Genomic DNA, 19,101 nt, shown 5'->3' on the forward strand with positions numbered 1-19,101 from the left:
CGATAAGCGGGATTTCCCGACGAATCTTTGGAGGATCTCTTGGTAGCCGAAGCGCCCCCAATCGGAGAACTCGAGGCACGTCGTCCTTTTCCGGAACGGATGGGCCCCAAGGGCAACCTGATCTACAAGCTCATCACCACGACCGATCACAAGCTGATCGGCATCATGTACTGCGTCGCCTGCTTCGCCTTCTTCTTCATCGGCGGGCTGATGGCGCTGTTCATGCGTACCGAACTGGCGATGCCTGGCCTGCAGTTCCTGAGCAATGAGCAGTTCAACCAGCTGTTCACCATGCACGGCACGGTGATGCTGCTGTTCTACGCCACCCCGATCGTGTTCGGGTTCGCCAACCTGGTGCTCCCGTTGCAGATCGGCGCGCCCGACGTGGCGTTCCCGCGGCTGAACGCCCTGTCGTTCTGGCTGTTCCTGTTCGGCGCGCTGATCGCCCTTGGCGGCTTCATCACGCCGGGCGGTGCCGCGGACTTCGGCTGGACGGCCTACTCGCCGCTGACCGACGCCATCCACTCGCCGGGAGCCGGCGGTGACCTGTGGATCCTGGGCCTGGCCGTCGGTGGTCTTGGCACCATCCTCGGTGGCGTCAACATGATCACCACCATCGTCTGCATGCGTGCGCCCGGTATGACCATGTTCCGGATGCCGATCTTCACCTGGAACATCCTGGTGACCTCGATCCTGGTGCTGATCGCGTTCCCGATCCTGACCGCGGCGCTGTTCGGCCTGGCCGCCGACCGCCACCTGGGCGCACACATCTACGACCCGGCCAACGGCGGTGTCCTGTTGTGGCAGCACCTGTTCTGGTTCTTCGGTCACCCCGAGGTGTACATCATCGCGCTGCCGTTCTTCGGCATCGTGTCCGAGATCTTCCCGGTGTTCAGCCGCAAGCCGATCTTCGGTTACACCACGCTGATCTACGCCACCATCAGCATCGCGGCCCTGTCCGTCGCGGTGTGGGCACACCACATGTACGCCACCGGTGCGGTCCTGCTGCCGTTCTTCTCCTTCATGACGTTCCTGATCGCGGTCCCGACCGGTATCAAGTTCTTCAACTGGATCGGCACGATGTGGAAGGGCCAGCTGACATTCGAGACGCCGATGCTGTTCTCGGTCGGCTTCCTGATCACCTTCCTGCTGGGTGGCCTGTCCGGCGTGCTGCTGGCCAGCCCGCCGATCGACTTCCACGTCACCGACAGCTACTTCGTCATCGCGCACTTCCACTACGTGCTCTTCGGCACCATCGTGTTCGCCACCTACGCGGGCATCTACTTCTGGTTCCCGAAGATGGTCGGACGTCTGCTCGACGAGCGCCTGGGCAAGCTGCACTTCTGGCTGACCTTCATCGGTTTCCACACCACGTTCCTGGTGCAGCACTGGGTCGGTGACGAGGGCATGCCGCGCCGCTACGCCGACTATCTGCCCACCGACGGGTTCACCACGCTCAACGTGATCTCCACGATCGGTGCCTTCATCCTGGGCATCTCGACGCTGCCGTTCGTGTGGAACGTGTTCAAGAGCTGGCGCTACGGCGAGCCCGTGACCGTCGATGATCCCTGGGGTTACGGCAACTCGCTGGAGTGGGCGACCTCGTGCCCGCCGCCGCGGCACAACTTCACCGAGCTGCCCCGGATCCGTTCGGAGCGCCCGGCGTTCGAGCTGCACTACCCGCACATGGTCGAGCGGATGCGTGCCGAGGCCCACGTCGGCCGCACGCATCATCCAGAGCTCGAGTCTGCGGACAGCTCCAGCTGACGGGTGGCAGCATCCGGGGGTGAGCACGTCGAGGATGTTTCGATGATCGGTGCTCCGCGAGAGCGCTCGTCGGTACTGATCACCGTCACCGGAGTCGATCAGCCCGGTGTCACATCGGCGCTGTTCGAGGTGCTCGCCCGCCATCAGGTCGAACTACGCAACGTCGAACAGGTCGTGGTCCGCGGCCGGCTCACCCTGGGTGTGCTGGTCGCGGCGCCGGCCGAGACGGTCGACGGCGATGCGCTCCGCAGCGACGTCGAGACGGCGATTCACCGGCTCGGCCTGGACGTGACGATCGAGCGCAGTGACGACATGCCCGTCATGCGCGAGCCTTCGACCCACACCATCGTGGTGCTGGGCCGCCCGATCACCGCCGAGGCGTTCAGTGTGGTGGCCCGTGCGGTCGCGGGTCTGGGCGTCAACATCGACACGATCCGCGGAGTGTCCGACTATCCGGTGACCGGCCTGGAACTCCGGGTCTCTGTGCCGGCCGGAGCCGCGTACAGCCAACTGCAGTCGGCGTTGGCCCAGGTGGCCGTCGACGAAGGCGTCGACATCGCACTCGAGGACTACAGCCTGGCCCGGCGGGCCAAGCGGCTCATCGTCTTCGACGTCGACTCCACCCTGATCCAGGGTGAGGTCATCGAGATGCTGGCCGCCCGGGCCGGTATGGAAGCCCAGGTGGCCGCCGTCACCGAGGCGGCGATGCGCGGCGAACTGGATTTCGCCGAATCCCTGCACCGCCGGGTGGCGACCCTGGCGGGTCTGCCCGCCTCCGTGCTCGACGATGTCGCCGAACAGGTGGAGCTGACGCCCGGTGCCCGGACCACCATCCGGACCCTGCGCCGGCTCGGCTTTTACTGCGGTGTGGTGTCAGGCGGCTTCCGACAGGTCATCGAGCCGCTCGCGCACGAACTCATGCTCGATTACGTGGCCGCCAACGAACTGGAAGTCGTTGACGGCAAGCTGACCGGGCGGGTCATCGGCCAGGTCGTCGACCGGCCCGGAAAAGCCAAGGCGCTTCGCGATTTCGCCCAGCAGGTCGGCGTGCCCATGGAACAGACCGTGGCCGTGGGCGACGGGGCCAACGACATCGACATGCTGGCGGCAGCGGGCCTCGGTGTCGCGTTCAACGCCAAACCCGCGTTGCGTGAGGTCGCCGATGCGTCGCTGAGCCATCCCTACCTGGACACGGTGCTGTTCATCCTCGGTGTCACCCGCGGTGAGATCGAGGCCGCCGACGCCCAGGACGGCGTGCTGCGCCGCGTCGAGATCCCCGAGGACTGACATCGCGGAGGGTGAACCGGCAGCCACCCTGAAGTAGGGTGTGGGCATGGCGAACCTGAAGCACACGGTCGTGGTTGGCGCGTTCGCCGTTGCGGCAGTCCTGGGACAGTTGGCGGTCGCGGCCCCGGCCGAGGCCAAGCGATGCCCGTCGGGGACGGTGCAGACAAAGTTCGAGGGTGTGTGCGTGGCCGGTTCGTCCGGCGGCGGGATGGGCGCGGTGGCGCCGCCCGTGATGGCGCCGAGCGCCGGGGGAACCAACATCACGAACCAGCCGGGCCAGCTGCCGACGGTGAACGGGATTCCGTGCACCATCGAGCATTACAGCACCTGCTACGCGATGTCGCAGCAGCCTTGATCGCCGACTAGACCACCAGCGTCTGTGGCTGCGCGCTGAGCGTGCCGGTGATGCTGTGCCAGGCCCGCACCAGTAGATTCACGGCCTCTTCGAGTTCAGGTTCCGGCAGCGCATAGGGCAGCCGGATGAACCGCTCCAGCGTGCCGTCGACACCGAACCGCGGCCCCGCGGGCACATCCAGACCCAGCCGCATCGCCGCGGCCGACAACGCCGTGCTCATCGGCGCGGGGAGCTTCACCCACAGTGACATTCCGCCGCGGCCGTGCCCGGGCTGCCAGTCCGGGAGTTCCCGGGCCAGCAGTGCCACCAGGAACTCCCGCCGCGCCCGGATGATCTCGCGCCGTTCCGGCAGTACCTCCGTGCGCATCGCGAGCAACCGCGCTGCCGCGAGTTGTTCCAGGATCGGGGTGCCGAGGTCCACCGAGGGCCGGATCGCGGCGATGGTGGCCAGCGTGCCGCGCTCGGCGCGGATCCAGCCGACCCGCAGGCCGCCCCAGAACGACTTCGACATCGAGCCGATGGTCAGCACCAGATCATTGCGGGGTACCGAGGCCGCCAGCGGCTCGGGCGGCGCGGCGTCGATCCACATGTCGACGATCGATTCGTCGACGATGGTGCGGGTGCGGGTATCGGAAATGATCTGCCCCAACCGCTCTCGCTCGGCGGCCGGCAGGGTGAACCCGGTCGGGTTGTGGCTGTCGGGAACCAGGTAGGCCAGGCTCGGGGCGAGCTGCCGCAGCGCGGCCTGCACGGCGTCGAGCTCCCAGCCGTCTTCGGTGAGCGCGACCGGCACCGCTCGCGCTCCCGCGGTCGAGATCGCCGACAGCGCACCGTGGTAGGTGGGTTGCTCGACGAGTACCCGGTCGCCGGGCTGGGTGTGGCTGGCCAGGATCAGTCCGATGGCGTGCTGGGCGCCGCTGGTCACCATGATCTGACTCGGATCGGTGGGCAATCCTCTGGCGCAATATCTTTCGGCGATCGCCGCGCGCAGTGGACCGACGCCCATCAGTTCGTGACCGGGCTCGCGCAGATACGGCGCGATATCGCGGGCGGCTTCGGCGAACGCCTCCAGTACGGCGGTGCCGGGTGCGGACAGTGCGGCGGCGGCCAGGCTCACGGTCGGTGTGGTGGCGTCGGGCTCGATGTGGCCGGCGGCCGGCAGGGCGGTGATGCTGCGGGCCCCGCGACGGGCGTGCAGATAGCCGTCGTCGCGCAACTGGGCGAAGGCCGCGGTGACCGTGGTGCGAGACACCCGCAGCGACTCCGCCAGCGCCCGTTCGCTGGGAATGCGTGATCCGACCGGGACCCGGCCGTCCACGATCAGCAGCCGAATGGCGTCGGCCAGGCCGAGATAGGCAGGTCCACTTTGGCTAGAGGTGCGCCAGTTACCCAGTTCGCGGGCCAACAGGTCTACATCGAGGGCGCGAGCGGCCATATCTGTCGACATAATCAGGCCAGTATGTGCTAACTGGATATTGATAAGCAAGCCACATGGCCATGATCATGGATGCATGGCTCGGAACTGGATTTCCCGATTGGCGGAGAATCTCCGCCGTGTGTACGACGCCGGCAACTACGCCCGAGAGTGCGATGTCGACGCCCGCCGGGTGCGCAGCGAGCTCGACGCGATCCGCGTCCGATTCCCCGATCACTCATGAGGGCGGGATTCAAACGTGGTGCCCTGCTCCTGATCGGCCTCTGCGGCTACGGCGCGTCGATGGCGATGATGGTGCGCGCCGGGCTCGGCCTCGATCCGTGGGACGTCTTCCACCAGGGTCTGACCCGGCACACGCCGCTGTCCCTCGGGATGGCCTCCGCCGTCGTCGGCGTCGTCGTCCTGCTGGCCTGGATCCCGTTGCGTAACCGGCCCGGGATCGGGACCGTCGCCAACGTCATCGTCATCGCCGTCACGGTGGACGCCACGTTGGCCGTCCTGCCCGCGCCCTCGGCACTGCCGGTTCGCATCGCGATGATGATCGGCGCCGTCGTGCTCAACGCCATCAGCACCGTGCTCTACATCGGTGCCGGCCTGGGCCCCGGACCCCGCGACGGCCTGATGACCGGACTCGTTGCCCGCACCGGGTTGTCGGTGCGATTGGTGCGCACCGGAATTGAGGCGACCGTACTGGCCGTTGGCTGGCTGATGGGTGGCACCGTCGGGATCGGCACCGTCGTCTACGCGGTCGGGATCGGGCCGCTCGTGCAGCTGTTCCTGCGGCTGATGCCACGATCACTGTTGTTCCACGATTTCAGCGGCGGGCGTGCCCGAGCGGATCGGAAACCGGTCACTACGATGAGCGAGTGGCCTCAGGGGAACGCACCGACTCGACAATCACCGATGACGAAGACGGAACCGACCCCGACCTGTTGATCGACTTCGCCAGGGTGACCCTGCGGCGCGGCGGCAACACCCTGGTCGGGCCCATCACCTGGGCCGTCGAACTCGACGAACGCTGGGTGGTGATCGGCCCCAACGGTGCAGGCAAGACCTCGCTGTTGCGGATCGCCGCCGCCACCGAACACCCGTCATCGGGCACGGCCTACGTGCTCGGCGAACGGTTGGGCCGCACCGACATGTCCGAGTTGCGGGCTCGGGTCGGCCTGAGCAGCTCGGCACTGTCGCAGCGGATCCCCGACAGCGAGGTGGTGCGCGACTTGGTGGTGTCTGCCGGCTACGCCGTGCTGGGCCGCTGGCGCGAGGACTATGAGGACGTCGACTACGCCCAGGCCATCGACATGCTGGAGAGCGTCGGTGCCGAACACCTGGCCGAGCGGACCTACGGGACGCTGTCGGAAGGCGAACGCAAACGGGTCCTGATCGCCCGGTCGCTGATGACCGACCCCGAACTTCTGCTGCTCGACGAGCCCGCGGCCGGCCTCGATCTGGGCGGCCGCGAAGAGCTGGTGGCCCGGTTGACCGACCTGGCTGCCGACCCCGATGCACCGGCCATGGTCCTGGTCACCCATCATGTCGAGGAGATTCCGGTCGGATTCAGCCACGCGCTGATCCTCTCGGAAGGCAAGGCGGTTGCTTCGGGTCTGCTGACCGAGGTGTTGACTGCTGAGAACCTCTCCAAGGCGTTCGGCCAGTCGATCGCCCTGGACACGATCGACGGGCGCTACTTCGCCCGGCGAACCAGGACCCGAGCGGCGCACAGGAGGCGTGAATGACAGGCAGCGACGATCCGTTGGTGCCCCGGCCGGCGGCGACCGTGATGCTGGTCCGCGATGTGCGCCGCGGTGGCTCAGCGGACATCGAAGTGTTCATGATGCGCAGGCATGCGGCGATGGAGTTCGTGGCCGGGGTGATGGTGTTCCCGGGCGGGGGAGTCGACGACCGCGACCGCAATGCCGACATCGCCTGGTTCGGACCCGAACCGAGCTGGTGGGCGGAGCGCCTCGGTGTGGAAACCGGGCTGGCCGAGGCGCTAGTGTGCGCCGCGGCCCGGGAGACCTTCGAGGAGTCCGGTGTGCTGTTCGCCGGGCCTCACAGCGATTCGGGCGATCCGGGCATAGTCTCCGACGCCTCGGTGTACGGCGATGCTCGTGCCGCCCTGGCCAACCACTCACTGTCCTTCGCCGACTTCCTGCGCGACGAGAAACTCGTCCTGCGCGCCGACCTGCTCCGGCCGTGGGACAACTGGATCACCCCCAAAGAGGAACGCACGCGCCGCTACGACACCTTCTTCTTCGTCGGCGCGCTGCCCGAGGGCCAGCGGGCCGACGGCGAGAACACCGAAACCGATCGGGCGTTCTGGAGCACCCCGCAGGCGGGTCTCGACGACTTCGAGCAGGGCAACTCGTTCCTGCTGCCGCCGACCTGGACCCAGCTCAACTCTCTCCACGGCCGTTCCGTCGCCGACGTGCTGGCAACCGAACGCAAGATCGTCGCCACCGAGCCCAACCTCTCCCTCGGCGAAGGGAGCTGGCAGATCGAGTTCTTCGACAGCGGCCGTTACAACGCGGCCAGAAACCACCGGTCCCCGTTGGGCCGGGGTGACGCGCCCGAGGAATCGGGTTCGGCGGGCAGGAGCGAAGCGACCGGGGAATCGACTCAGTGAACGAGTTCGTCAGTGTGATCACCGGGGTGCCCGAGCAGGACGGCGTCGGCACCTTGATGTTGTCACGGCCCCCGACCAACGCCCTGACCCGGCAGATGTACCGCGAGATCATCGCGGGCGCCCACGAGCTCGGCGAACGCACCGACATCTCGACAGTGATCCTGTTCGGCGGGCACGAGATCTTCTGCGCCGGCGACGACGTTCCGGAGCTACGCACGCTGAACACGGGCGAGGCCGCCGCCGCGGACGCGGCATTGCGCGAGTGCATCGAGGCCGTCGCCGCCATCCCCAAGCCCACGGTGGCCGCGATCACCGGCTATGCGCTGGGCAGCGGGCTGACCCTGGCGATGGCCGCCGACTGGCGGGTCAGCGGCGACAACGTCAAGTTCGGAGCGACCGAGATCCTGGCCGGCCTGGCTCCCCGCGCCGGCGGCGGTGCGCGGCTGGCCGAGGTCATCGGCGCCAGCAAGGCCAAGGAACTGGTGTTCAGCGGCCGGTTCGTCGGCGCCGAGGAGGCGCTGGAACTCGGGCTGATCGACCAGATTGTGGCACCCGACCACGTCTACGACGAGGCGCTGGCCTGGGCGCGGCGATTCGTCGACCATCCGGTGGACGTGTTGGCCGCGGCGAAGGCCGCCGTCGACGGACAGGTGGACCGGCCCTGACAACCACCCCACCCGGGCCGTTAGGCTGCCCTGCATGACTGACATCAAGGATTCCGGTATCGACGCCGATATTGCCGGCATGCCGACTCCTAACCCGCACGCCACGGCCGAGCAGGTCGAAGCCGCGATGCATGACAGCAAGCTCGCGCAGGTGCTCTACCACGACTGGGAAGCCGAAACCTACGACGAGAAGTGGTCGATCTCCTACGACCAGCGGTGTATCGACTACGCCCGCGGCCGCTTCGACGCCATCGTCCCCGAATCCGAGCAGCGTGAGCTGCCGTACGACCGGGCCCTCGAGCTCGGCTGCGGTACCGGATTCTTCCTGCTCAACCTGGTCCAGTCCGGTGTGGCGCGGCGTGGTTCGGTCACCGACCTGTCCCCGGGCATGGTCAAGGTCGCCACTCGCAACGGTCAGTCACTCGGCCTGGACATCGACGGACGGGTCGCCGACGCCGAGGGCATCCCGTACGAGGACAACACCTTCGACCTGGTGGTCGGGCACGCCGTGCTGCACCACATCCCTGACGTCGAGCTCTCGCTGCGTGAGGTGGTCCGGGTGCTCAAGCCGGGCGGCCGTTTCGTCTTCGCCGGTGAGCCCACCACGGTCGGCAACAAGTACGCCCGTGAGCTGTCCACCCTGACCTGGCACGCCACCACCAACCTGACCAAGCTGCCCTGGCTGAGCAACTGGCGCCGGCCGCAGGCCGAACTCGACGAGTCCTCCCGCGCCGCGGCGCTGGAAGCGGTCGTCGACCTGCACACCTTCGACCCGGCCGATCTGGAGCGGATGGCCACCAACGCCGGTGCGGTCGAAGTGCATACCGCCAGCGAGGAATTCACCGCGGCGATGCTCGGATGGCCGGTACGCACCTTCGAGGCCGCGGTGCCGCCGGGGCGCCTGGGCTGGGGCTGGGCCAAGTTCGCGTTCAACAGCTGGACCACGCTGAGCTGGGTTGACTCCAACGTCTGGCGCCGCGTGGTGCCCAAGGGCTGGTTCTACAACGTGATGGTCACCGGGGTTAAGCCGTCGGGAGATTAGGTCCCGACGCTGCTTGACACAGAAGCTGTCGCATACCTGCGCTCGGAGGCGGGAGCGCAGGCCCTGGGTGAGGTGTCCGGGCGCCGCCTCGCCGGGGCCAGTCTGGTCAGCGACATCGCTGCTGTCCGAACACAATTCGGTGACCGTGCCGGAATTCTGGTGGAAACCGTACAGCTGAGGCGCCGGGCCGCGGCCAAGTTCGACGACCCGGGGCAGTGGCTGTTCACCGACGAGGCGCTGCAACAGGCCACGGCCGCGCCGGTGGCCGCCCACCGGGCGCGCCGGCTGACCGGGGCGCGGGTGCACGATGCCACCTGCTCCATCGGCAGTGAGCTTGTGGCACTGCGTGATCGCGCCGCACAGCTGGTCGGCAGCGACCTAGATCCGGTGCGGCTGGCGATGGCGGCCCACAACGCCGGGGGCATCGACCTGTGCCGAGCCGACGCGCTGGCACCGGTCACCCGCGACACCGTGGTGATCATCGATCCGGCCCGTCGCTCCGGTGGGCGGCGACGCTTCGACCCGCGGGCCTACACCCCGGCGCTCGACGCGGTCCTGGACGTCTACCGTGGCCGGGACCTCGTGGTGAAGTGCGCTCCGGGAATCGATTTCGACGCGCTCGCCGAGATGGGGTTCGGCGGGGAGATCGAGGTGACCTCGGTCGGCGGCAGCGTGCGCGAAGCCTGCCTGTGGTCACCCGGGCTGACCGAACCCGGTGTCCGCCGGCGGGCCAGCTTGCTCGAAACCGGGGAGGAGATCAGCGACGGCGAACCAGACGACTGCCCCGTCGCCCCGGCCGGGCGCTGGATCGTCGACCCCGATGGTGCGGTGGTGCGCGCCGGGCTGGTGCGCCACTACGCGGCGCGGCACGGACTGTGGCAGCTCGACCCCGACATCGCCTATCTGTCCGGTGACGAGTTGCCCGCCGGGGTGCGCGGTTTCGAGGTCCTCGAACAGCTGCATTTCCAGGAGCGGCGGCTGCGGGCCGCGCTGGCGGCCCGATCGGTGGGGGCACTGGAGATCCTGGTTCGTGGCCTCGACGTGGATCCCGATGCGCTGCGGGCCCGGATGCGGCTGCGCGGCACCGAGCACCTGGCTGTGGTGATCGCCCGGCTCGGTTCCGGGGCGGCCAGCCGGGCAACGGCATTCATTTGTCGCCCGTCGCGATGACCGCCAAGTAATCTGGTCCCAAACACGCCGGTGGATCCACCGGTGTGAGTTGATCGCCTGCGAGGACGACTGACGATGCGAATTCCCCCTGTGACAGCGCTGCTGGTGGCCGGTGCGCTGCTCGGCTGGCTAGGAGTGCCCGTGGCGGCCGCGCAGTCGGCCTGCGCCGACCTGGGCGGCAACGTCGACGGCGACCAGATCTGTCAGGTGCACACCGCCAATGCCACCTACAGACTGGATTACACGTTCCCCGTCGGCTATCCGGATCAACAGGCCGTCGCCGCCTACCTGATCCAGACCCGCGACGGCTTCGTCAATGTCTCGGACATGCCCGGCTCGCGCGATCAGCCCTACGTCCTGGACGCCAAGGGCACCGCCTACAGCTCCGGCACACCCGCGCACACCCAGAGCCTGGTGTTCGAGGTGTATCAGAACGTCGGCGGTGCTCACCCGCAGACCTGGTACAAGACGTTCAACTACAACGTGGCGACCCGGGCACCGATCACCTTCGACAACCTGTTCAAGCCGGGCTCCCGGCCGCTGGACGTGATCTTCCCGATCGTGCAGCGCGAATTGCAGAAACAGTCCGGGGTCGAACAGGCCATCACACCGGCGGTCGGCCTGGATCCCGTGCACTATCAGAACTTCGCGATCACCGATGACTCGGTGATCTTCTTCTTCGGGCAGGGTGAACTGCTGCCCGAAGCCGCCGGAGCCAGCCAGGCCAGCGTCCCGCGGTCGGCCGTGGCGGCGCTGCTGGCCTGACGCACGGTCAGTCCGGGGCGAACCCGTACACCTGACCGTCACTGGTCGCGGTGACGATTCGATGGTCGTTACCGATCGACACCCCGACAGGCCAGCCGGTGGCCTCCGGCACGGGATAAGCATTGAGGGTGTGCCCGTCGGCGGTGTCGAATACCAACAGCGTCTGGCCGTGCCCGCCCTCGCGGGCAACCGTGTAGCCGACACCGTCCGCACGGCTCGACGTTGTCAGCGGCACGACATCGTCACGGGTCCAGGCCACCTCGCCCTGGTCCCCGGCATCGCGCACCGCGGTCAGTTTGGCGTCCGGCCCGCCGCCGGCCACGATCAGCCCGTCGGGTGACACCGATGGCGGGGTCTGGGCCAGATAGTTCAGTGGCACCGACCATTTCGGCGAACCGTCGGCGGAGTTGAGTGCCCACAGCTTCTGGTCGCGTCCGTTGACGTACACCGTCGAACCGTCGGCGGACAACACCGGACTGGCCAGCGGCCCGCGGCCCACGGCGGTGCTGGTCCATTCCTGCGTCAGCAGCGTCTGCTCACCGGGGTGATAGCGCAATCCGATCAGCACCGGTGCCTCCGCCCCGGGCTGCCACACGCTGAGCACCACGATGCCTGCCTGATGGGAAAACGCGGGTGCGGCCGCCACCGGGCACCGCGACCGGGCCGGCTGGCAGTCGCCGAGACCGCGCTGCGAATCGGTCGGGTCCACACCGGAGACCAGATCCAGCGGTGTTCCCACAACCGTGCCCCGGTGCGCGTCGAACACCAGCACCTGACCCAGATGGGTGACCACAAGCAGTTGGCCGTCATCGAGGAGCCTGGGCGTGGTCGGCATGCCGATCACGGGCTGGCGCCAGCGGATCCACTGTGTCGGCGGGAAGGACAGGATGGTGCCGGGCTGCCCGACATAGACGTTGTCGAATCCGTCGAACAGGGGACTGGACCAGCCGCCGCCCAGCACCAATCGCGTACACCAGCGCTGGCGGGCGTTGTTGTCGGCCTCCCACACCATCAACGAACAGCCGCCAGCCGTCTGCGCGTTGACCGCCAGGCGGTTGTCCGCGCTCAACGCCACCTGGGCACCCAGCTCACCCTTGACCGACCGGCTCCACTCCAACCGGAGCGTCTCGGGACCACGAGATCGGGTGTAGCTGCTGTTGGCGGCGTCGCCGTACTGCGCCGACCACCCTTGTGCGGCGTGAGCGTCCACCCAGGAATCGGTGTTCTCGCAACCGGCGAGCAGGCCCGTGAACAGCACCGCGACAGCCAGTGCAAGGTATCGCCGGAACACGATGTCCTTTCGTCGCCGAACACGCAGGGCGCTCGTATTTGTGACCCTGGTGAGGGTAACCCGGCGCCCTGTGGGCCGGTGCGCAGTGACCCGGGACGGGCGCGGCAGTGCATGAGCGGAACGACCCGGGACCCCGTCGAACACCCTCGCGTAGGCTGTCCGGCCATGACGACGATGTGGGGCGCCCCGATTCACAAGCGCTGGCGGGGTTCCCGGCTGCGTGATCCTCGCCAGGCCGATTTCCTGACGAGAGCGTCGCTGAAATGGGTCATCGACAACCGCGCCTACACCCCGTGGTACCTGGTGCGGTACTGGCGGCTGCTGAAGTTCAAGCTGGCCAACCCGCACATCATCACCCGTGGCATGGTCTTCCTCGGCAAGGGTGTGGAGATCCAGTGCACGCCGGAGCTGGCGCAGATGGAGATCGGTCGCTGGGTTCACATCGGCGACAAGAACACCATCCGCTGCCACGAGGGTTCGCTGCGCATCGGCGACAAGGTGGTGCTGGGCCGCGACAACGTGATCAACACCTACCTCGACATCGAGCTCGGCGACTCCGCGCTGATGGCCGACTGGTGCTACGTCTGCGACTTCGACCACAAGATGGACAACATCGACATGCCCATCAAAGACCAGGGCATCATCAAGGGCCCGGTGCGCATCGGCCCGGACACCTGGATCGCCGCCAAGGTCACCATCCTGCGCAACACCTCGATCGGCCGCGGCTGCGTGCTGGGTGCCCACGCCGTGGTCAAGGGCGAGATCCCCGATTACTCGATTGCCGTCGGGGCGCCGGCCAAGGTGGTCAAGAACCGCAAGCTGGATTGGGAGACATCGGCCGCCGAGCGCGCCGAACTCGCCGCCGCACTGGCCGACATCGAGCGCAAGAAGGCGGCCAACAGCAACTGACCGGGCCGCTCAGGCCCCGTTGCACACCCCGGAGTCGCGGATCACGTTCCCATAGACATTCGCGGTGGCGATGTTGGCGTTGATGACTCCGGCCGGCTGCTGTTTCTGGATCTTGTCGCTGATCTGGGTCAGCTGATACCACAGGTGATAGATCGAGTCACCGTTGTACAGCGGTGAATACTGGCTCTGGTCCGGGTAATTGGTGATGTACAGCGTGTGAGCCCGAGGATCCAGGAACGCCGCCGACTGATCGACGTTGGCTCTGACGGCGTTGCCCGCGGCCTGCACGCCGGGCGCGGTCCAATAATCGTGCTGCGCGCCCAGGAAATTCTGGAAGCCCACGATCTGACCCATCAACGTGCCGTACTGGGCGTTGAACCACTGACAGGACTCGCGCTGGGCGTCGATCTGCTCGGGAGTGACGCGTACCTGCCACAGGTTGTAGGGGAACACCGTGTAGTTCGGCGACCAGTCCGAGGGCTGGGGCACGAACGCGGGCAGTGAGGGCGCGGTGCCGTTGGGCTCGGCGGTCGCCGGTGCGGCCAGGCCGAGTATGAGCGTCGCGCCGACGAATGCAGCGCAGGCCGTACGTAGATGTCTGCGGATCTGGACCACGCCTCGATTCTGCTTGGTGAGCGCGGCGCCGACAGCGGATCGGCGATTCTCGAAGGCGCGCGTCAACCCGCCCAGTCGATGCCGAAGCGGGCGCTCAGGGCGGCGCGGCCAGTCCGCGGCCAGGAAATGGTCCAGAACCGCCCGGCCCAATCCGCCTGCGAGGTGGTGCCGCTGCTCGGTCCAGACCCGGCAGGTCGAGGCGGGCGGCGCCTGGATCGCGAGAATCGGGCAGGTGCGAGACGCTCATGATCAACGCCAGCACGCCGATCGGCACATTGACCCAGAGGATCCAGCGCCAGCCGATGGTTTCGGCCGGGACACCACCCAGCAGGCCGACGAACAGCCCGAGATGGGCGGCGGTCAGCGTGAGGACGGGTGAACGTTGCGGTGCCATATCCGCACGCTGGGTGCGGATTGATTCGACGCCGGTCGAATCAGCGGTCGGGCAGGGCGTGCTCGACGATCGGCCGGCGCGGATGTGGTTCGCGTTCGGCACGTTTGGCCGCCAGATAGACCTGGCTGGTCTCGGCGGCCACGGTGTGCCAGTCGAAGTCGGCGCTGAGCCGCTCGCGGGCGGCGATCGCCCGGCGCTGCGCGGCCTCGGGGTCGTCGAGCACGGCGCGTACCGCCGCGGCCAGCCCCACCACATCCCGTGGTGCGAACGACATTCCGGTCTGGCCGTCGATCACCGCTTCGCCCAGGCCGCCCACATTCGAGGTCACCAATGGGGTTCCGGTGGCCGCGGCCTCCAGCGCCACGATGCCGAACGGCTCGTAGTGGCTCGGCAGCACCGCGGCGTCGGCGGACTGCAGGGCCTGCAGCAGTTCCTCGTGCCCGAGCCGTCCGACGAACCGGGTCGCCTTGAGCACCTTGTGTTTCCGGGCCTGCTCGATGAGCCACTGCTGCTGGGTTCCGTCGCCGGCGATGGTCAGCGTGGTGCCGGGATGTGCGCGCCGGATACGGGGCAGGGCCGCGATCGCGTCGTGCACACCCTTCTCGTATTCCAGGCGGCCGAGGTAGAGCAACTCAGGCGGACCCTGGCGGGGGCGTCGCGGCGCGAACGGCCAGAGATCGGCGTCGATCCCGTTGCGGATCACCCTGATCTCGGACAGTTCGGGTCCGAACAGTTCGGTGATCTCATCGCTCATCGAGGCCGAACACGTGATCAGCGAATCTGATTCGCGCACCAGCCAGGATTCCACGGCATGCACCTGGCGGCTGATCGGTCCGGAGACCCAGCCGGAGTGCCGACCCGCCTCGGTGGCGTGGATGGTGGAAACCAGTGGTACATCGAAGAATTCGGCCAGGGCGATGGCGGGATGGGCCACCAGCCAATCATGGGCGTGAACGAGGTCGGGCACCCAGCGGTCGCCCGAATTGTCTTTGACGGCAAGGCCGGTGCGCACCATGGCGTGGCCCATGGCCAGGGTCCAGGCCATCATGTCCGTGCCGAACACGAACTCATGCGGATCCTGGGCGGCGGCCACCACCCGTACACCCTCGCTGACCTCATCGGTGGACGGGTGCGTGCTGGGATCGGTGTCGGTGGGCCTGCGGCTGAGCACCACGATCTCGTGTCCGGCTTCGGCCAGCGCGGTGGCCAGGTGGTGCACGTGTCGGCCCAGACCGCCGACGACGACGGGCGGGTACTCCCATGACACCATCAGGATCTTCATGACTGCGTGCCTTCGTGCCGGTGCGAGTGTGCGCACAATGCTGGGGATTGCCGGGGTGTCGAGCGGCAGAACCGCACGCTCGCGCTGGTGGTCATTTTGGCAGACGCCGGGCGTCGAGGGCGCCGAACAGTCCGTCGGCCTTGTTCCAGCCGTCGGCGAGCCGTTCGGCGTGGTCGCGACGGCCCGAGGCCAGTGCGTCGGAGATCTCGCGGGTGGCGTGGGCGTGCAGATGCGCTCGGTAGCGCGCGTAGTCGGCGGCCGAATCCTTGCTGACCATGAACGGCCAGTCGCTCGACACGGTCAGCAACGTCTCTCGCAGGATCTGATCGGCCACGCGGTCGCGCGGGGTCGGTGCACCGACCGCGGCGTGCTGGGTGAGCGCCTTGTCCACGGTGCTCAGTGCGCCGTCGACCACCTCGCTGTTGAGCTGCACCAGATCGGCCACCTTCTCGCCGTTCCACACCTGCCAGTTCTTGCCCGAACCCCATGAGCTGGGCGGCAATTCGACCGGGGCACCGACGAATCCGCCGGCCTTGGCATCCGCGAGGGTGCCCACCCGCACGCCGGCCGCGGGCAGTGCCCGCAGCACCCGGCCCAGCCATTCCGGGCCCTCGTACCACCAGTGCCCGAACAGCTCGGTGTCGAACGCGGCCACGACGTGCGCCGGGCGGCCGATCCGCCGGCTCTCGCTGACCAGCCTGCGGCGGACCACCTCGACGAAGTCGGCGACGTGCTCGTCGATCGCGCGGTCGGCGCGCTGCGGATCGTAGGGCGCCTTCTCCTCGGACGGGACGTTGCGGCCGGTGACCCGGGCCGGCTTGAGGCCCGTGGTGTGGTCGTAGGTGTGGAAATCCCGGTACGCGGCATGACCGGGGTAGCCGGACTTGGGCGACCACACGCGGTAGCTGACCTGCAGGTCGCGTCCGAAGGCCACCACGTCGGAGTCACCGACCGGCCGGCCGAGGGTGGTGTCGCCGTGCAACGACGGGCCGTCCACCATGAAATGCCCGACACCGGCCGCGGCGTACCCGGTCTCCATGCCCGGCGCGTACGCGCATTCGGGTGCCCAGATGCCGACCGGGGTGTGCGCGAACCGCTGCTGTGCATCGGCCAGGCCTTCGCGCAGCGCGAACTCGCGCAGTCGCGGGTTCAGCAGCGGCTGGAACGGGTGTGACAGCGGGCCGCCGAGCAGTTCGATGGTCTCGGCGTCGATCAGCTGGCGCAGCAGCCCACTGGCGCCGTGCCGCCAATGGGTGGTGAATTCCTCGATGGCCGCACCGGCCTCGGCGTACTCACGAATCCCGAACTGCTGCAAGGCTTGTTCCTCGCGCAGCGTCGTCGCCTCCTGGGCGCGCAGCTGCCAGTTGGCCAGCCAGTGGTGCATACCCGTCAGGCAGTAGGGGTCATCGAGCTGCGCGGTGACCACCGGCGTCATGCCGAGAGTGATCAGGTGGCTGCGGTCCTCGGCGGCCAGCCCGCGCAACACGCGCATCAACGGCAGGTAGGCCGCGGCCCAGGACTGGTAGAGCCATTCCTCGCCGACCGGCCAGCGTCCGTGGTGGGCCAGCCAGGGCAGGTGGGTGTGCAGGACGAGCGTGAACAACCCCGGAGCCGGATCGCCGGCGACGTCGAGCCGGGGTACAGGTTCGGGTTCAGGCTCCGGAGTGGGATGCGTCACGGCCGCACCGCGATCGCGACCAGGTCGAGGCTGTCGTCAATGTTGCGTTCGTCGGCGGACGTGAGATCGAAGTCGTCGATGCCGACGGCGGCCACATCGGCGAGCAGCTGCTCGGGCCACGGAGCGTCGGCCACGGCTCGCTGCACCTGCGCCTCGATGATCGAGCCGCCGTGCCGGGCGTCGAGCTCTGCCAGCCCTGCGCCGTGAAACACCCCGAGCATCGACTCGACGGTGAAACCGGCGTCGTGGAGCAGTTCGGTCAGCTCCGCGCCGTTGAGTTCACGGGTGTGGAACGGGTTGAGCGGGGTGTCGCGGCCGGGTGAGAAGGTGATCCGGTTGGGGGTGGAGACCAGGAACACGCCGCCGGGCCGCAGGACGCGGAAACACTCGGAGACGAATTGACCCTGATCCCACAGGTGCTCGATGACCTGGAAGTTCACCACGACGTCGACCGACTCGTCGGCCAGGGGCAGCTCGGCGAGATTGCCGTGCCGGATGTCCACGCGGGGATAGCGGGCCCGCACGTGTGCCACCGTGGCCTCGTCGTAGTCGAGCGCGACGACACGGCGGGCCACGTCGGCGATCAGGTCGGCGCCGTAGCCTTCACCGCAGCCGGCCTCCAGGACCTCACGATCGACACACCGGCCGGCCAATCGCTGATACACCACCTCATGCCGGCGAAACCAGTAGTTCTCCTCGGCCAGGCCGGGGATGGTCCGCTCGCCGGTCAGGGGTAGGGCCCGGGATTCGACGCCGTCCGGGTCTTCCACTAAAGCGCTCATTGGAAGGCAGGCTAACCCAGGCGAAGCACTGGTGGACTATCCGCGAACGGTTCCCCTACCTCAGGGGTGTGGTAGGGGAGGCCGGAATACAAACTCCGACCAGCTATGGTGATCCTGCGAACCATCAAAAGTTACCGACCGGTAACATGATGCTAGTTGCCTAGAACGTGATATGAGCCCGGGTCACCGGTCTCATCGAGGAGGACGAACCAGAGTCATGACGAACATCGTGGTCCTGATCAAACAGGTCCCAGACACTTGGTCGGAGCGCAAGCTGTCCGACGGCGATTTCACCCTCGACCGCGAGGCTGCCGACGCCGTGCTCGACGAGATCAACGAGCGCGCCGTGGAAGAGGCGCTGTTGATCAAGGAGCGTGAGGGCGGCGACAGCACTGTCACCGTGCTGACCGCCGGCCCGGAGCGCGCCACCGAGGCGATCCGTAAGGCGCTGTCCATGGGTGCCGACAAGGCTGTGCACCTCAAGGACGACGGCCTGCACGGCTCCGACGTGATCCAGACCGGGTGGGCACTGGCCCGCGCGCTGGGCACCATCGAGGGCACCGAGCTGGTCATCGCCGGTAACGAGGCCACCGACGGTGTCGGCGGCGCAGTCCCCGCCGTGATCGCCGAGTATTTGGGCCTGCCGCAGCTCACCCACGTGCGCAAGCTGACCGTCGAGGGCGGCAAGGTCACCGCCGAGCGTGAGACCGACGAGGGCGTGTTCAGCCTCGAGGCCTCGCTGCCGGCCGTGGTCAGCGTCAACGAGAAGATCAACGAGCCCCGCTTCCCCTCCTTCAAGGGCATCATGGCCGCCAAGAAGAAGGAAGTCACCGTGCTCACCCTCGCCGAGATCGGCGTGGAAGCCGATGAGGTCGGCGTTGCCAATGCCGGTTCCAAGGTGCTGTCTTCGACCCCGAAGCCGCCGAAGACCGCCGGTGAGAAGGTGACCGACGAAGGTGACGGCGGCACGAAGATCGCCGAGTACCTGGTCGCCCAGAAGCTGATCTAGCCCACCCACTTCCGAAAGACGTAACGAGA

Annotated in this window: 20 protein-coding genes; 13 read left to right on the forward strand and 7 right to left on the reverse strand. The window is 67.8% G+C overall.

Annotated elements, in window-relative coordinates; genetic code table 11:
* Positions 1 to 39: 39 nt before the first annotated feature.
* From ctaD to EH231_RS01365, 3 genes are read left to right on the forward strand one after another with little or no spacing between them, the layout of a single operon-like run.
* The gene (gene ctaD, locus EH231_RS01355) at positions 40 to 1,767 is read left to right on the forward strand and encodes an aa3-type cytochrome oxidase subunit I (RefSeq protein WP_124711733.1); all 1,728 of its coding nucleotides are present in this window, start codon (positions 40 to 42) and stop codon (positions 1,765 to 1,767) included.
* Between the two features lie 42 nt (positions 1,768 to 1,809).
* Positions 1,810 to 3,054, forward strand: a complete 1,245-nt coding sequence (serB, locus tag EH231_RS01360; protein ID WP_164481127.1) for a phosphoserine phosphatase SerB — start codon at positions 1,810 to 1,812, stop codon at positions 3,052 to 3,054.
* A gap of 46 nt (positions 3,055 to 3,100) precedes the next feature.
* Positions 3,101 to 3,409 (forward strand): hypothetical protein, encoded by a 309-nt coding sequence (locus EH231_RS01365; protein WP_036439478.1) that lies wholly within the window; start codon positions 3,101 to 3,103, stop codon positions 3,407 to 3,409.
* 7 nt (positions 3,410 to 3,416) lie between these two features.
* Here EH231_RS01365 and yczR read toward each other — a convergent pair whose 3' ends face one another.
* Positions 3,417 to 4,856, reverse strand: a complete 1,440-nt coding sequence (gene yczR, locus EH231_RS01370; protein ID WP_124711734.1) for a MocR-like transcription factor YczR — start codon at positions 4,854 to 4,856, stop codon at positions 3,417 to 3,419.
* A 64-nt stretch (positions 4,857 to 4,920) separates the two neighbouring features.
* Between yczR and EH231_RS33725 the strand changes: the two genes are divergently transcribed.
* The 8 genes from EH231_RS33725 to EH231_RS01405 all read left to right on the forward strand — a co-directional run bounded on the left by EH231_RS33725 (position 4,921) and on the right by EH231_RS01405 (position 11,112).
* Positions 4,921 to 5,067, forward strand: coding sequence for a hypothetical protein (locus EH231_RS33725; protein ID WP_090424977.1), 147 nt, complete (start codon positions 4,921 to 4,923; stop codon positions 5,065 to 5,067).
* Positions 5,064 to 5,780, forward strand: coding sequence for a membrane protein YczE (gene yczE / locus EH231_RS01375; protein WP_090424978.1), 717 nt, complete (start codon positions 5,064 to 5,066; stop codon positions 5,778 to 5,780). Before EH231_RS33725 ends, yczE begins: the two co-directional genes overlap by 4 nt.
* On the forward strand, positions 5,711 to 6,580 hold the full coding sequence (locus EH231_RS01380; protein WP_205263301.1) for an ABC transporter ATP-binding protein: 870 nt from the start codon (positions 5,711 to 5,713) through the stop codon (positions 6,578 to 6,580). Before yczE ends, EH231_RS01380 begins: the two co-directional genes overlap by 70 nt.
* Positions 6,577 to 7,470, forward strand: a complete 894-nt coding sequence (locus tag EH231_RS01385) for an NUDIX hydrolase (RefSeq protein WP_124711735.1) — start codon at positions 6,577 to 6,579, stop codon at positions 7,468 to 7,470. Before EH231_RS01380 ends, EH231_RS01385 begins: the two co-directional genes overlap by 4 nt.
* A complete protein-coding gene (locus tag EH231_RS01390; protein ID WP_124711736.1) occupies positions 7,467 to 8,135 on the forward strand; it encodes an enoyl-CoA hydratase in 669 nt (222 codons plus the stop codon). Before EH231_RS01385 ends, EH231_RS01390 begins: the two co-directional genes overlap by 4 nt.
* Before the next feature lie 34 nt (positions 8,136 to 8,169).
* Entirely contained in the window at positions 8,170 to 9,177 is a 1,008-nt protein-coding gene (locus tag EH231_RS01395) for a class I SAM-dependent methyltransferase (protein WP_090424981.1), read from the forward strand.
* 9 nt (positions 9,178 to 9,186) lie between these two features.
* Positions 9,187 to 10,347 carry a THUMP-like domain-containing protein gene (locus EH231_RS01400; protein WP_124711737.1) on the forward strand — a complete coding sequence of 387 codons (1,161 nt, stop codon included), beginning with the start codon at positions 9,187 to 9,189 and terminating at the stop codon, positions 10,345 to 10,347.
* A 75-nt stretch (positions 10,348 to 10,422) separates the two neighbouring features.
* Entirely contained in the window at positions 10,423 to 11,112 is a 690-nt protein-coding gene (locus EH231_RS01405) for an esterase (RefSeq protein WP_090424983.1), read from the forward strand.
* 7 nt (positions 11,113 to 11,119) lie between these two features.
* Here the strand turns inward: EH231_RS01405 and EH231_RS01410 are convergent, their stop codons facing one another.
* Positions 11,120 to 12,403 (reverse strand): BamB-related PQQ repeat family beta-propellar protein, encoded by a 1,284-nt coding sequence (locus tag EH231_RS01410; RefSeq protein WP_124711738.1) that lies wholly within the window; start codon positions 12,401 to 12,403, stop codon positions 11,120 to 11,122.
* 165 nt (positions 12,404 to 12,568) lie between these two features.
* On the opposite strand from EH231_RS01410, the gene EH231_RS01415 reads away from it, so the two are divergent.
* Positions 12,569 to 13,312 (forward strand): acyltransferase, encoded by a 744-nt coding sequence (locus EH231_RS01415; RefSeq protein ID WP_090424985.1) that lies wholly within the window; start codon positions 12,569 to 12,571, stop codon positions 13,310 to 13,312.
* A 9-nt stretch (positions 13,313 to 13,321) separates the two neighbouring features.
* Here the strand turns inward: EH231_RS01415 and EH231_RS01420 are convergent, their stop codons facing one another.
* From EH231_RS01420 to EH231_RS01440, 5 genes are all read right to left on the reverse strand, one after another.
* Positions 13,322 to 13,918: a hypothetical protein gene (locus tag EH231_RS01420; protein ID WP_164481128.1), complete on the reverse strand. Its 597-nt coding sequence runs from the start codon at positions 13,916 to 13,918 to the stop codon at positions 13,322 to 13,324.
* Between the two features lie 103 nt (positions 13,919 to 14,021).
* Positions 14,022 to 14,321: an MFS transporter gene (locus EH231_RS33730; protein WP_090424986.1), complete on the reverse strand. Its 300-nt coding sequence runs from the start codon at positions 14,319 to 14,321 to the stop codon at positions 14,022 to 14,024.
* 40 nt (positions 14,322 to 14,361) lie between these two features.
* The gene (locus EH231_RS01430) at positions 14,362 to 15,603 is read right to left on the reverse strand and encodes a glycosyltransferase family 4 protein (protein WP_090424987.1); all 1,242 of its coding nucleotides are present in this window, start codon (positions 15,601 to 15,603) and stop codon (positions 14,362 to 14,364) included.
* 91 nt (positions 15,604 to 15,694) lie between these two features.
* Positions 15,695 to 17,206: a 1,4-alpha-glucan branching protein domain-containing protein gene (locus tag EH231_RS01435; RefSeq protein ID WP_090425992.1), complete on the reverse strand. Its 1,512-nt coding sequence runs from the start codon at positions 17,204 to 17,206 to the stop codon at positions 15,695 to 15,697.
* Between the two features lie 71 nt (positions 17,207 to 17,277).
* Positions 17,278 to 18,063 carry a class I SAM-dependent methyltransferase gene (locus EH231_RS01440; RefSeq protein WP_090424988.1) on the reverse strand — a complete coding sequence of 262 codons (786 nt, stop codon included), beginning with the start codon at positions 18,061 to 18,063 and terminating at the stop codon, positions 17,278 to 17,280.
* 217 nt (positions 18,064 to 18,280) lie between these two features.
* Here EH231_RS01440 and EH231_RS01445 point away from each other — a divergent pair, with 217 nt between their 5' ends.
* A complete protein-coding gene (locus tag EH231_RS01445) occupies positions 18,281 to 19,072 on the forward strand; it encodes an electron transfer flavoprotein subunit beta/FixA family protein (RefSeq protein ID WP_044517415.1) in 792 nt (263 codons plus the stop codon).
* Positions 19,073 to 19,101 lie beyond the last annotated feature (29 nt).

The sequence above is a fragment of the Mycolicibacterium nivoides genome (assembly GCF_003855255.1).
GTDB classification, from domain to species: domain Bacteria; phylum Actinomycetota; class Actinomycetes; order Mycobacteriales; family Mycobacteriaceae; genus Mycobacterium; species Mycobacterium nivoides.